Source organism: Actinomadura luzonensis (genome assembly GCF_022664455.2).
In the GTDB taxonomy this organism is placed as follows: Bacteria; Actinomycetota; Actinomycetes; order Streptosporangiales; family Streptosporangiaceae; genus Nonomuraea; species Nonomuraea luzonensis.
Genome location: NZ_JAKRKC020000001.1, coordinates 4,407,919 through 4,420,011, shown reverse-complemented (window position 1 = coordinate 4,420,011; position 12,093 = coordinate 4,407,919). Strand labels below are relative to the sequence as shown.

The following is a 12,093-nucleotide window of genomic DNA, read 5'->3' as shown; positions in this document are numbered from 1 at the left end:
AGGTGCGAGATTTCCGTGCGCCGAGCCACGCTCGCGGACGTCGCGGCGGCAGCCGGAGTGTCGGTCCCCACGGTGTCCAAGGTGCTGAGCGGCAAGAAGCACGTCTCGGCCGCCACCAGGGACAAGGTCCTGGAGGCGGTGCGCGCCTTCGGCTACGAGACCCCGCGCCCGCCCACCACCCCCCGGGTGGGCATCGTCGACCTGCTCATCGACGGGCTCGGCTCGCCGTGGTCGCAGGTCGTCGTCGGCGGCGCCGAGAAGGCGGCCGCCCGCTGGGGGTTCTCGCTGGTCATCACCTCCTCCGCGCGGCCCGACTTCGACCTGCGGCGCTGGATCGGCATCATGCGCAAGCGCGGCACCGACGGCATCGTGCTGGTGCTCTCGCGCGCCAACGCCGAGGAGATCCGGGCCATCGAGGAGCTGCTGCACGTCCCGCTGGTCCTGCTCGACCCGGTCGGCCAGCGCGACCCGCGCCTGTCCACCGTCGGCGCCACCAACTGGAACGGCGGCGTGCTCGCCACCACCCACCTGCTGGAGCTCGGCCACACCCGGATCGGCTTCATCGGCGGCCCGCTCGACGTGCAGTGCACGCTCGACCGCTACGAGGGCTACCTCGCCGCCCACCGCACGTTCGGCATCGAGCCCGACCCCGGGCTGACCCGCTACGGCGACTTCCTCGTCTCCGGCGGCAAGCGGAACGGGGCCGAGCTGCTCGACCGCGACGACCCGCCGAGCGCCGTCTTCGCCGGCTCCGACCTCCAGGCCGCGGGCGTCTACCAGGCCGCCGCCGAGCGCGGGGTGCGGGTGCCCGGCGAGCTGTCGGTCGTGGGGTTCGACGACTCGCCGCTGTGCGAGACGATGTCGCCGCCGCTCACCACCGTCCGCCAGCCGCTCGACGAGATGGCGAACGAGGCCGTGCGGCTCATCAGCGAGGAGCTGACCCACCCGCGCGGGCCCGCGGGCACCCGCATCGAGCTGGCCACCACGCTCATCCTGCGCGCCAGCACCGCCCCGCCCGGCTGAGCCGCCCTGTCCGGCGTCATTCGGCGGCGTTGCCCGCCGGCCCGCCGGCCACGAACGGCGTGGCGACGCCCTCGTACATGAGGTGCACCATGAGGCCCTGCACGGCGTGCGGCAGGTTGTGGCAGTGGTCGACCCACACGCCCGGGTTGTCCGCGCGAAAGGCCAGCTCGTACGACTCGCCGTCCTCGACGTTCAGCGAGTCCACCCACCACGGGCCGCCGGTCGCCGGGACGCCGTCGCGCGACAGCACCAGCGCGTGGTGGCCGTGCAGGTGCATCGGATGCACCTCGCCGCTGTCGTTGACGACCGTCATGCGCACCAGGTCGCCCTCGGCCACCACGAACATCGGCACGTCGGGGAACAGGTGGCCGTTGACCGTCCAGTACAGGCCCGGCACCCCGTCCAGGAAGCCGGGACGGCGGCCCATCGCGTAGCGGAAGACCCGGTCCGGCCGGGAGGCGTCGAAGGGCGCCGGCGCGGGCGTGCCGTAGGCCAGCAGGTCCAGGGTGGCCGGCGGGCGCGGCGCCGGGGGCGGCGGCCGGACGGCGGCGGACGCGGCCACCACCACCGACAGCGGCCCGCCGATCTGCACCCGCGCCGCCCCGCCGGCCGGCACGGCCACCTCCAGGTCGGCGCGGCCCCCCGAGGTCACCAGCACCGCCGCCCGCCCGATCGGGCCCGGCCCGTGCAGGTCCGTGCCGTCCACGGCGACCAGCCGGGCCACGCCCCCGGTGACCCAGACCGGCATCGGGCCGTTGTCGGTGTTGATCACCCGCACCCGGGCCCGCGCGCCCGTGATCCGCAGGTCGGACGCCGACCCGTTCACCGTGCGGACGCCGTCGTAGAGGTGGGTCAGCGCGACCACATCGGCCCCGGGGCCGGGCGCCGCCGCGGGCCGGACCACCAGCGCGCCGAGCAGCCCGCCCGCCACCTGCTCGTGCGAGAGCTGGTGGGAGTGGTACCAGAACGTCCCGGCCTGCCGGGCGACGAAGCGGTAGACGTACGAGCCGCCGGGCGGCACCGCGTCCTGGGTGACGCCGGCCACGCCGTCCTCGGCGCCCGGCACGTCCACGCCGTGCCAGTGCAGCGTGACCCCGCCGGGCACCGAGGCGTTGACCAGCCGCACCTGCACGAGCTGCCCTCGCACGGCGGTGATCTCGGGGCCGGGGGAGCGGCCGTTCAGCGTGTAGCCGTCGCTCTCGCGCCCGGAGGCCAGCCGGAAACGCTCCCTGCGGGCGGTGAGCGTCACCTGGACGTCCGGCGCGCGGCGCGGGTCGGCGACCAGGCTCCTGATGTCGCGGACGGCCGCCGGGCGGTGCGCCCGCGCCCCGCCGTCGTCGGCGTACCCCATGCTCATCACCGAGTACGCCGGCGGCAGCAGGCTCGCCCGCCACAGCCAGGCCAGCGGCACCACGACGGCCAGCGCCGCGCCGGCGGACACGGCGAGCCGGAGCCGGCGGGGGAGCGCCATCTCAGACCGCGGTGCCGGCCGGCGTCCCCGCCACGGCGGCCGGCCTGCGCGCCCGGCGGCCCGCCGCCAGGGCGGCGGTGAACAGCACCATCGCGTTCAGGCCGTGCAGCGCCCCCAGCATCGGCAGGTCGTGCCCGGCGTAGCCGAGCATCGCCTGCGCGGCGACCAGCGCCAGCACCAGCGCGGCGACCTTCACCCCGCCCGGCACCCGGGCGAAGAAGGAGACCACCAGGAGGATCAGCGCCAGGGCGGGGATCACCACGCCGCCGTTGAGCCCGTGCACGATGATGCCGATGACCTCGGGAAAGGCGAACTGGTCGCTCTCCATCACCGACTTGTCGAACACGTTGCCCGCCGACACCCACTTGCCGAGGCCCGCGACCGCGAGCACGATCGCCATCGCCTGCACGGCGACCTCCACGGCGATCGCGTACGCGAGCACCTTGTACACCGTTCTCATGTCGCTTGTCCCTTCCGTGCGCCCGGTCGGAGCGCTTCGACCAGCAGGACGGCGCCGAGCGGCCCGGCGCCGAGGAGATAGGGGGCGGCGGGGTCGGCGGTGAGCGTGCTCAGCAGCGTCGCGGCCGTGGCCAGCACGGCGGCCGGCGGCGGGACGAGCCCCGCCCGGCCGCCCGCCCACGCCAGCCCCGCCACGCCCGCCGCCGCCCCGCACACCAGGGCGAGCAGCAACCCCGGCTGCCCGGCGAGCAGGTGCTCGCCCGCCGCCCGCAGCGTCGCCTCCACCGTCCCCGCCGAGGCGACCACGCCGAGCAGCGCCATGGCGGCCGCGGGCAGGGCGCGGCGGCCGTGCGCGGCGACGTCCCGGTAGGCCAGGGCCGCCGCCGCCACGGCCAGCCAGGCGCCGGCGCTCCACCACAGGCCGCACGGCGCCGTCCCCTCCCAGGTGCCGAGCAGGCACACCGGCGCCGAGGCCAGGAGGCCGAGCCCGGCGCCGGCCGTCCGCGTCCTCATGCCGGTCAGGATGCGCGGCCCGGTGTCCCGCCGTCATGAGGCATCCGTCCCGCCCCGTCCGGGATCCGCGCCGGGACGGGCCGGTCAGCTCCCGCCGAGGCCCGCCTCGCGGGCCCGCACGATGGCGGCCGCGCGGTCGGCGACGTGCAGCTTGGCGAGGATGTTGGACACGTGGTTGCGCACCGTCTTGGCGCTCAGCCCGAGCCGCTGCCCGATCGCCGCGTTGCCCAGCCCCCGCGCCACCAGCCCCAGCACCTCGTGCTCCCGCTCGGTGAGCTGCGGGAACGGCGCGACCGCCGCGGCGCGGGCGAAGTGCGCCAGCAGCCGCGCCGCCACCCCCGCCCCGAACACCGCCTCCCCGCGCGCCACCGCCCGCACCGCCGCCACGATCTCCTCGCCGCCCGACCCCTTCAGCGCGTACCCGTGGGCGCCCGCGCGCAGGGCGGCGACGACGTTCTCGTCGTCGTCGTACATCGTCAGGATCAGCACGCGGCACGGCAGCCCGGCGGCGCGCAGCCGGGCGGTGACCGCGATGCCGTCGCCGCCCGGCATGCTGACGTCCAGCACGGCGACGTCCGGCCTGTGCTCGGCGGCCAGGCGGACGGCGTCCTCGCCGGTGACGGCCACGGCGGCCACCTCCAGGCCGGGCTCGGCGTCCAGCACGGCCCGCAGGCCCGCGACGAAGAGCGGATGGTCGTCGGCCAGCAGCACCCGGATCACGAGCCCTCCTTCCCGGGCGCGACCGGCAGGAAGGCGCGGACCACGGTCCCGCCCTCCGGCCCGGACCGCGCCGACCACGTGCCGCCCACCTCGGCGGCCCTCTCCCGCATCGAGCGGAACCCCACCCCCGGCGGCCGCGCCGGGTCCAGCCCCCGGCCGTCGTCGCGCACCACCACCTCGACCCCGCCCGCCGCCGCCGCGATCGTCGCGGTGCAGGCCGTGGCGCCGCTGTGCCGGGCGGCGTTGGTGACGGCCTCCACCGCGATCCGGTACGCGGCCGTCTCGACCGCGGCCGGCAGCGCGGGCAGCCCGGCGGCCGGGCCGGTGACCTCGACCCGCATGTCGCCCGCCAGGGCCGCCGCCCGGGCCCGGACCGCGCCACGACGCCCAGTTCGTCCAGCGCGGGCGGGCGCAGCGCCTCCACCAGCCGCCGCACGTCGGCCAGCGACGCCGCCGCCTCCGCCGCGATCTCCTCCAGCAGCGGCCGCGCCGGCGAGCCGCCCGGCACCGCCCTGGCGGCCAGCCCCGCCTTCAGCCCGATCGCGGCCAGGCTGCGCCCGAGCCCGTCGTGCAGGTCGCGGCGCAGCCGGCGGCGCTCGTCCTCGCGCGAGGCGACCACCTCGGCGCGGGAGCGGGCCAGGTCCTCGTGCAGCCGCACCGCCTGCACCGCGGTGCCCGCCTGCTGCGCGAGCGAGCCGATCAGGACGAGGTCCACGGGTTCGAGCGGGTCGTCGGGCTCGCGGGCCGACACGCGCAGCCACCCGATCAGCGCGCCGTGGTGGCGCAGCGGCTCGGCGTGCACCGGCCCGGCCGGCTCGCCGTGCCGGGCCGCCTCGTGGCTGCCGCCCGCGCCGTCCACCAGGTCGATCGCCACGTACGGGACCCGCAGCGAGCGCGCCACGGTCTCCACGACGGCGGGCAGCACGTCGGCCGGCAGCGGCGCGGCCTGCAGCCGGGCGCCGAGCCGGGTCAGGGCGCCCGCCGGGTCGTGCCGGTCGCCGTACATGACCCGGTTGACGGTGCTCTGCGCGAGGTTGCGCAGCGGCGCGAGGGCCAGCGCCGCGCCGGCCGCGGTCAGCGCGGCGGCCACCGGCTGCGACAGCCGCAGGCCGCCCACCAGGAACGCCACCACGGCCGCGTACCCGGCGACCAGGACGGCGACCACGGCGGCGTACACGAGGGACCGGTTGGCCAGCCGCTCGATGTCGAACAGCCGGTGCCGGCGCAGCGCCACCCCGACGCTCGCCACGAACGGCAGCCCCGACAGCCCCAGCGCCCCCCACGGCAGCGGGCGCGCCCCGGCGAGCAGCTCCGGCAGGTGCCAGCCGGCGAGCCCGAGCACGCTCGTCACCACCCCGCCGCCCAGCACCCAGCGCAGCCGGCCGCGCACCAGCGGGTCGGCGTCGCGGCGGTAGGCGAGCACGCCCCAGACGGCGGAGGCCACCAGCGACAGCGCCACCACTGCGGTCTGCCCGGCGTGCAGCAGGCCGAGCCAGCCGAACACGCCGGCGGAGAGGGGCGCGGCCGCCACGGCCCACAGCGCGGTCGCGGCCGGCGGCAGGGCGTAGGCGACGGCGACCGCCCGGCGGCGGCCCGGCGAGTGCGGCGCGCGGGCCGTGAACGCCACCGCGAAGGCCAGCAGCGCGCCCCAGCCCACCGCGTACGCGCCGACCGCGCTGAGATGGAACAGCCACAGCTGCGGCCCGCCCGTCGCCAGCGCGAGGACCGGCAGCCCGGCGGCGACCGTGACCGTGCTGCCCAGCAGCGCCGCCGCGACCACCAGCAGCGGGCCCGTGGCGGGCTCCTCCGGGCGGCGCAGGCGCAGCGCCGCGGCCAGGCCGGCGAGCGCGACCACGAAGACGAGGTTCCCCCAGCCCTCCAGGGCCAGCCGGTACGGGTCCGGCCGTACCGCCCTGACGGCGACGACGCCGCGCGCCGTCGCGTACGGCAGGACCGTTCCCAGGGCCGGGCGCGGGACGCTGCCCGGCCCCTCGGCCAGGCGGTGCCCGCCCACGCCGGTCACCAGGTCGCCGGCGCGCAGCCCCGCCCCCGGCCCGGGGACGTCCACCACCACGCCGGAGGCCCGCCAGCCCAGCCGGACGACGGTCCCGTCCGAGGGCGCGTCCAGGGACGCCGCCGTCGCCACCACGCCCAGCACCACCAAGGCGATCGCCACCGCCGCCGGGCCCGTGCCCGGTCGCCGTGAGGGTACTCTGCGTGACCGCCAGGCGGGCATGGCCCCATCCTGGCCGACGTCCGCCCAGATCACCATCACTCGCGCGCCTACGGTTCTTGACGCCTCCAGGCGGAGGCGCCGCGCCTGGTGCGCACGTGACGGGCGCGACCGGACGGCGGATGCTGGGGGCATGCCCACCCCCAAGGCGCCGCCGGCCTCGCCGCTGCTCGACCGTCTCCGCGCCGCCATCATCGGCGACGACGAGGTGCTGCCCGGCCCGTACGGCCCCCGCCGCGTGACCTACGCCGACTACACCGCCTCCGGCCGGTCGCTGGCCTTCATCCGAGGACTTCGTCCGCGACCACGTCCTGCCCCGCTACGCCAACACCCACACCGAGAGCAGCGGCACCGGCCTGCAGACCGGCCGGCTGCGCGAGGAGGCCCGCCGCGCCGTGCACGAGGGCGTCGGCGGCGGCCCCGACGACCTGGTCGTCTTCTGCGGCTCCGGCGCGACCGCCGCGGTCAACAAGCTGGTCGCGATCCTGGAGTTGCGCGTCCCCGCCCGCCACGCCCGGCCCCTGCCGGAACGGGAGCGGCCGGTGGTGTTCGTCGGCCCGTACGAGCACCACTCCAACGAGCTGCCATGGCGCGAGTCGATCGCCGACACCGTCGCCATCGGCGAGGACGCGGCCGGCCACATCGACTGCGACGACCTCGCCGCCCAGCTCGCCCGGCACGCCCACCGGCCGCTGCTGATCGGCAGCTTCTCGGCCGCCTCCAACGTCACCGGCATCCTCACCGACACCGAGCGCATCGCGGCGCTGCTGCACGCCCACGGCGCGCTGTCGTTCTGGGACTACGCGGCGGCGGCCCCGTACGTGCCGATCAGGATGGCCGCGAGCGCGCCCGGCGCGGACGACCACAAGGACGCGGTGTTCCTGTCGCCGCACAAGTTCGTCGGCGGCCCGCAGACGCCCGGCGTGCTCGTCGTCCGGCGCGAGCTGGTCAGGAACCCGGTGCCGACCGCGCCGGGCGGCGGCACCGTGCTGTTCGTGGACCCCGTCGGGCACCGCTACCTCGACGACCCGGTCGCCCGCGAGGAGGCCGGCACTCCCGCCATCGTCGAGTCGATCCGCGCCGGGCTGGTCTTCCGGCTCAAGCAGGCCATCGGCACCGACGTCATCCAGGCGCTGGAGGAGCGCTTCTGGCAGCGCGCGCTGGCCCGCTGGGAGCGCAACCCGGCCGTCGAGATCCTCGGCGACCGGCACTCGCGCCGGCTGTCCATCGTCTCGATCAGGATCCGGGCGGCGGGCGGGCTGTTCCTGCACCACAACTTCGTGGTGGCGGTGCTGAACGACCTGTTCGGCGTGCAGGCGCGCGGCGGCTGCTCCTGCGCCGGGCCGTACGGCCACCGGCTGCTGGCCATCGACGCGGCCCGCTCGCGCGCGTTCGAGGAGGAGATCGGGCAGGGCTGCCAGGGCATCAAGCCGGGCTGGGTGCGGGTCAACTTCCACTACTTCATCTCCGACGCCGTGTGCGACTACCTCATCGACGCCGTGGATCTGCTGGCCCGCCTCGGGCACCGGCTGCTGCCCGACTACCGCTTCGACCCGGCGGACGGGCTGTGGCGGCACCGCGACGCCCCGGCCGACCCGCCGTTGCACCTGTCCGACCTGCGCTTCGACGACCCGTACGGGACGGCGGTGCCGCGCGAGCGGGCCGGCGAGGACGCCCTGCCCGGCTACCTGGAGCAGGCCCGCGCCCTGCTGGAGTCCCGGCCGGAGCCGTCCGGCGCGGCCCCGGCGGGGCTGCCGGACGACTTCGAGCGGCTGCGCTGGTTCCCGCTGCCCGCCGCCTGCCTGGCCTGAGCGGCGGGCGTCCCAGAGGCCCAAAGACCCTGCCGGAGGCGGGGACGCCGCCGGATCATGGAGGTGAGGATCTCAGGAGGCCATCATGATCCGCCATGCGTTCCTGGCGGCGGGGGTGGCGCTGGCCGTCTGCGCGGCGGGCGCGCCCGCCGCCGCCCTCGTGCCCGCGTCGCGGGCGGCTCCCGCCCAGGCGGCTCCCACCCCGGCGGCGCTCGCGGCCGGTGCTGCGGCCGGCGCCACCGGGGCCGCCGTGCTCGCGCTGCAACGGCGGCTGGCCGCGCTCGGCTACTGGACGGGCGCCGCCGACGGCCGGTTCGGCGGGTACACCACCCAGGCGGTGTACGCCCTGCAGAAGGCCGCGGGGCTGCCCCGCGACGGCGTCGTCGGCCCCCGGACGTGGGCCGCCCTGGACCGGGGCGCGCTGCCCCGCCCGTACACCGCCTCGGGGCGGCGCGCCGAGATCGACCTGGCCCGCCAGCTGCTCGTCCTCGCCGACGGCGGCCGGGTGCGCCAGGTGTTCAACACCTCCACCGGCACCGGCCGCCTCTACACCGTGGGCGGCGTCACCAAGCGGGCGGTCACCCCGCGCGGCACGTTCCGCGTCCAGCGGCAGGTGAACGGCTGGGACCGCGGCCCGCTCGGGCTGCTCTACCGGCCGCGCTACTTCAACGGCGGCATCGCCGTGCACGGCTACGCCTCCGTCCCGCCCTACCCGGCCTCGCACGGCTGCGTGCGGGTGAGCACCGGCGCGATGGACTGGCTGTGGGCGAGCGGCTGGCTGAAGGTCGGCGACACCGTCGTCGTCCACTGAGCGGCCCGGGAACGGGCCGAAAGCCTCTGGCCGGCGCCCGCCGGCCGGAGGGACGGTGGAAGGGTCAGGGAGGAGGCGACGACGATGTCCTCTGACGACACCCGGTCCTCTGGCGACACCCGGTCCTCCGGCGACACCCGCATCCGGCCGGGCCGTCCCGGCGCGGACGCCGGGCGTGACTACCGCGACGCCTGGCTGGCGCTCCTGCTGCTGCCGGTGGCGTACCTGTTCGCCGTGGTGGTCGGCCAGGCGCTGCTCGGCGTCCTCGGCCACGCGGACGGGGTGAACGCCGCGCTGCCGGCGGGGGCGGCGCTGCTGGCCGGGATCCCGGCGCTGCTGGTGCTGCTCGCGCCCGAGGAGGAGGCCGTCCGGCACGGGCTGCGGGCCCTGCGTGGCGGGCGCAGGGCCGCGATGGTGCCCGCCTGGGTGGGCGGGGTGGCCGTGGCGGCGGTCCTGGTGGCGAACGCGCTGGCGTTCTTCCCCGGACGCTGACCGGCCGGGCTAGTTGGCGCAGTCCTGGGTGTTCAGCGCCAGCGCGATCTCGTAGATGCGGCCCTTGCCGTTGACCAGGAAGGCGTAGTACGCCTTCGGGTTGCCCGGCGCCTTGATGTACGGATAGCCGCTGGCGGCCGTCTTGAGCTTCGGATAGGCCTTCTTGAGCTGGGTGCGGGTGGAGCCCACGCCGATGCCGGCCGGCGTCCTGGCGCCCTTCGGCGCGAAGATCATCGCGACGCCGCGCTTCTTCGAGATGTAGAGCCCGACCGCGTCGCGGCCGACGGGGTGGGCCTTCAGCTCCCAGCCCGTGCAGGTGCCGGAGTCGAGGCCGCCCTTGTGCCTGATGAGGCCCGTGGCCTTGGCGGCCTTGGCGCTCATGCCGAGCTTGACGCCCCCGTACCCGTACGGGCCGAACGTGCCGCCCGCCGCGCTGGAAGCCTGCGCGGCGGGGACGGCGCCGGCCAGGAGCCCCGCGGCCAGCGCCGTCGCCAGCGTCGCCCGGGCCATCGTGTGTCGTGTCATGCAGGGTACGACGGCCGGGGACGCCCCGAAGTTCACCCCGGAGGCGGAGAAGATCCGGTCACCAGGTGACGGGCAGCTCGTGCATGCCGTACACGGCGGCCTCGTCCTTGAACGTGAGCTGGTCGGCGGGCACCGCCAGTCGCAGCCCAGGCACGCGCCGGAACAACGTCTCGAAGACGATCTCCAGCTCGACCCGCGCCAGGTTCTGGCCCAGGCACTGGTGCGGGCCGTAGCCGAAGGCGAGGTGGCTGCGGTCGTCGCGGGCCGGGTCGAACCGGTCGCCGTCCTCGAACACCTCGGGGTCGCGGTTGCCGGCGTTGGCCAGCATGAGCACGCCCGACCCGGCCGGGATCACGGCGCCGCCCAGCTCGACGTCCTCCAGCGCCACCCGCGCCATCGCGAACTCGGCGATGGTGAAGTACCGCAGCAGCTCCTCCACCGCGCCGCCCCACCGGTCCGGGTCCGCGCGCAGCGCCTCCAGCGCCTCGGGCCGCTCCAGCAGCGTGTACGTGCCCAGCGAGATCATGTTCGCGGTCGTCTCGTGCCCGGCGATCAGCAGCAGGAACGCCAGGCTGAGCAGCGCCGGCCGGTCCACCCCGCCGTTGTCGCGCTGCTTGGCGATCTGGCGGCCCAGCAGGTCGTCGGCGGGCTCCTGCTCCTTGGCGGCGATCAGCTTGTCCAGGTAGATCGCCAGCTCCAGGACGGCGTGCTGCCGCTCCTGCTCCGTCGCCCGCCGGTTGAGCAACTGGGCGCTGTTGACCTGGAAGAAGTCGTGGTCGGCGTACGGGACGCCGAGCAGCTCGCAGATCACCAGCGACGGGACCGGCAGCGCCAGCGCCGTCACCAGGTCGGCGGGGCGGGGGCCGGCGAGCATGGCGTCGAGGTGCTCGTCCACGAACTGCTGGATGCGCGGGCGCAGCGCCGCCATGCGCCGCACCGTGAACTCGCCGACCACGGCGCGGCGGGCCTGGGCGTGCTCGGCCCCGTCCATCTCCAGCATCATCTTCGGCAGCGGCGACATCGCCATCTCGTTGTCCGGCCCGTTCACCAGGCGCGGCGCGCCCGGGTGCCGCCGGTTGGCGCTGAAGCGCGGGTCGCTCAGGACCGTCCTGATGTCCTGGTAGCGGGAGGCCACCCAGGCGTCCCGTCCCGTCGGCAGCGTGACCTTGGCGACGGGCCGCTCGCGCAGGAGCCGCATGTGCTGCTCCGGCGGGGCGAACGGGCAACCCCGGGCGACCTGCAGCGTCCCGGCGGAGCCGGTGTCGGTGGTGTCGGCGGCGTCAGTGGTCAAGGCTCTCCCCATTCGAGTGTGGTGTCCGACCGCACAGCTTCCCTACAGTTGCAGGCTAACCGACAGATGTCCGGGAACGTACACTGAGGCCGTGGCGACGACGACGACCGGGCAGCGCGCGGGCGAGCCCGGCGACCGGCGGGTGCGCCGGACCCGGGAGGCCCTGCGGCGCACGCTGATCGAGCTCGTCCAGGACCGGGAGCTGTCCAGGATCAGCGTGGCCGACGTCGCCGGGCGCGCCGGGGTGAGCCGGTCCACCTTCTACGACCACTACCGGGACGTGCACGAGCTGGCCGAGGCCGCCTGCACGTCGATGATCGACGAACTGGTCGACTCGATCCCCATGGGGCCGGCGGCGGCCCCCGGCCCGGCCGGGGCGCCGTCCGGCACCCTGGTGACGTTCTTCGCGCACCTGGCCGAGCACGCGCGCCTCTACCGGGGCGTGCTGGGGCCGCAGGGCAGCGCCCGCGTCATCGACCACGTCCGCCGGCGCGCCACCGTCGCCTCGTACGCGAGCGTCTGCCGGGCCGGCGGCCCGGCCCCCGGCCCGGACGCCGCCACTCCGCACGACGTGCCGGCGGCCTTCACCGCGGGCGCGCTCCTCGGCGTCGCGACCGACTGGCTGCAGCGCGGCTGCCCTCGGCCGCCCGCCGAGATGGCCGCCCTCACCTGGCCCCTCCTCGTGGCCCTCCACGCGGGCGGCGACCGCGGCCGGGCCTGAGCGGTCTCCCTTCCGCCGTTTAT

General features: G+C 76.5%; 13 protein-coding genes and 1 pseudogene. 6 read left to right on the top strand and 8 right to left on the bottom strand.

What is annotated here, in order from left to right; genetic code table 11:
• Positions 1 to 15 precede the first annotated feature (15 nt).
• Positions 16 to 1,023, top strand: coding sequence for a LacI family DNA-binding transcriptional regulator (locus tag MF672_RS21215; RefSeq protein WP_242383004.1), 1,008 nt, complete (start codon positions 16 to 18; stop codon positions 1,021 to 1,023).
• 16 nt (positions 1,024 to 1,039) lie between these two features.
• On the opposite strand, the gene MF672_RS21210 is transcribed toward MF672_RS21215, so the two are convergent.
• The 6 genes and pseudogenes from MF672_RS21210 to MF672_RS52195 all read right to left on the bottom strand — a co-directional run.
• Entirely contained in the window at positions 1,040 to 2,494 is a 1,455-nt protein-coding gene (locus MF672_RS21210; protein WP_242383006.1) for a multicopper oxidase family protein, read from the bottom strand.
• A gap of 1 nt (position 2,495) precedes the next feature.
• Positions 2,496 to 2,954 carry a hypothetical protein gene (locus MF672_RS21205; RefSeq protein WP_242383008.1) on the bottom strand — a complete coding sequence of 153 codons (459 nt, stop codon included), beginning with the start codon at positions 2,952 to 2,954 and terminating at the stop codon, positions 2,496 to 2,498.
• The gene (locus tag MF672_RS21200) at positions 2,951 to 3,466 is read right to left on the bottom strand and encodes a hypothetical protein (RefSeq protein ID WP_247815363.1); all 516 of its coding nucleotides are present in this window, start codon (positions 3,464 to 3,466) and stop codon (positions 2,951 to 2,953) included. Before MF672_RS21200 ends, MF672_RS21205 begins: the two co-directional genes overlap by 4 nt.
• 84 nt (positions 3,467 to 3,550) lie before the next feature.
• Entirely contained in the window at positions 3,551 to 4,186 is a 636-nt protein-coding gene (locus MF672_RS21195; RefSeq protein ID WP_242384177.1) for a response regulator, read from the bottom strand.
• Entirely contained in the window at positions 4,183 to 4,446 is a 264-nt protein-coding gene (locus tag MF672_RS21190) for a sensor histidine kinase (protein WP_247815362.1), read from the bottom strand. The genes MF672_RS21195 and MF672_RS21190 overlap by 4 nt, the downstream gene beginning before the upstream one ends.
• A gap of 197 nt (positions 4,447 to 4,643) precedes the next feature.
• Positions 4,644 to 5,192 (bottom strand): annotated as a pseudogene (locus MF672_RS52195) (histidine kinase); the annotation flags it as partial.
• Positions 5,193 to 5,867: 675 nt separating this feature from the next.
• Between MF672_RS52195 and MF672_RS21180 the strand changes: the two are divergent.
• From MF672_RS21180 to MF672_RS21165, 4 genes are all read left to right on the top strand, one after another.
• On the top strand, positions 5,868 to 6,392 hold the full coding sequence (locus tag MF672_RS21180) for a hypothetical protein (protein ID WP_247815360.1): 525 nt from the start codon (positions 5,868 to 5,870) through the stop codon (positions 6,390 to 6,392).
• Between the two features lie 338 nt (positions 6,393 to 6,730).
• Positions 6,731 to 8,230: an aminotransferase class V-fold PLP-dependent enzyme gene (locus MF672_RS21175; protein WP_302893302.1), complete on the top strand. Its 1,500-nt coding sequence runs from the start codon at positions 6,731 to 6,733 to the stop codon at positions 8,228 to 8,230.
• An 85-nt stretch (positions 8,231 to 8,315) separates the two neighbouring features.
• Positions 8,316 to 9,041 carry a L,D-transpeptidase family protein gene (locus MF672_RS21170; protein ID WP_247815359.1) on the top strand — a complete coding sequence of 242 codons (726 nt, stop codon included), beginning with the start codon at positions 8,316 to 8,318 and terminating at the stop codon, positions 9,039 to 9,041.
• Positions 9,042 to 9,125: 84 nt separating this feature from the next.
• Positions 9,126 to 9,533: a hypothetical protein gene (locus tag MF672_RS21165; protein WP_242383344.1), complete on the top strand. Its 408-nt coding sequence runs from the start codon at positions 9,126 to 9,128 to the stop codon at positions 9,531 to 9,533.
• A 9-nt stretch (positions 9,534 to 9,542) separates the two neighbouring features.
• On the opposite strand, the gene MF672_RS21160 is transcribed toward MF672_RS21165, so the two are convergent.
• Positions 9,543 to 10,058 carry a hypothetical protein gene (locus MF672_RS21160; RefSeq protein WP_242383345.1) on the bottom strand — a complete coding sequence of 172 codons (516 nt, stop codon included), beginning with the start codon at positions 10,056 to 10,058 and terminating at the stop codon, positions 9,543 to 9,545.
• A 58-nt stretch (positions 10,059 to 10,116) separates the two neighbouring features.
• The gene (locus MF672_RS21155; RefSeq protein ID WP_242383346.1) at positions 10,117 to 11,349 is read right to left on the bottom strand and encodes a cytochrome P450; all 1,233 of its coding nucleotides are present in this window, start codon (positions 11,347 to 11,349) and stop codon (positions 10,117 to 10,119) included.
• 91 nt (positions 11,350 to 11,440) lie between these two features.
• Here MF672_RS21155 and MF672_RS21150 point away from each other — a divergent pair, with 91 nt between their 5' ends.
• Positions 11,441 to 12,070 carry a TetR/AcrR family transcriptional regulator gene (locus MF672_RS21150; RefSeq protein WP_242383347.1) on the top strand — a complete coding sequence of 210 codons (630 nt, stop codon included), beginning with the start codon at positions 11,441 to 11,443 and terminating at the stop codon, positions 12,068 to 12,070.
• Positions 12,071 to 12,093: the final 23 nt, after the last annotated feature.

Excerpts from the sequence above, each read along its gene's own strand:
- MF672_RS21170 (WP_247815359.1), top strand. The coding sequence starts at position 8,316 with ATGATCCGCCATGCGTTCCTGGCGGCGGGGGTGGCGCTGGCCGTCTGC.
- MF672_RS21200 (WP_247815363.1), bottom strand. The coding sequence starts at position 3,466 with ATGAGGACGCGGACGGCCGGCGCCGGGCTCGGCCTCCTGGCCTCGGCG.
- MF672_RS21180 (WP_247815360.1), top strand. The coding sequence starts at position 5,868 with ATGGAACAGCCACAGCTGCGGCCCGCCCGTCGCCAGCGCGAGGACCGG.
- MF672_RS21205 (WP_242383008.1), bottom strand. The coding sequence starts at position 2,954 with ATGAGAACGGTGTACAAGGTGCTCGCGTACGCGATCGCCGTGGAGGTC.
- MF672_RS21160 (WP_242383345.1), bottom strand. The coding sequence starts at position 10,058 with ATGACACGACACACGATGGCCCGGGCGACGCTGGCGACGGCGCTGGCC.
- MF672_RS21165 (WP_242383344.1), top strand. The coding sequence starts at position 9,126 with ATGTCCTCTGACGACACCCGGTCCTCTGGCGACACCCGGTCCTCCGGC.
- MF672_RS21210 (WP_242383006.1), bottom strand. The coding sequence starts at position 2,494 with ATGGCGCTCCCCCGCCGGCTCCGGCTCGCCGTGTCCGCCGGCGCGGCG.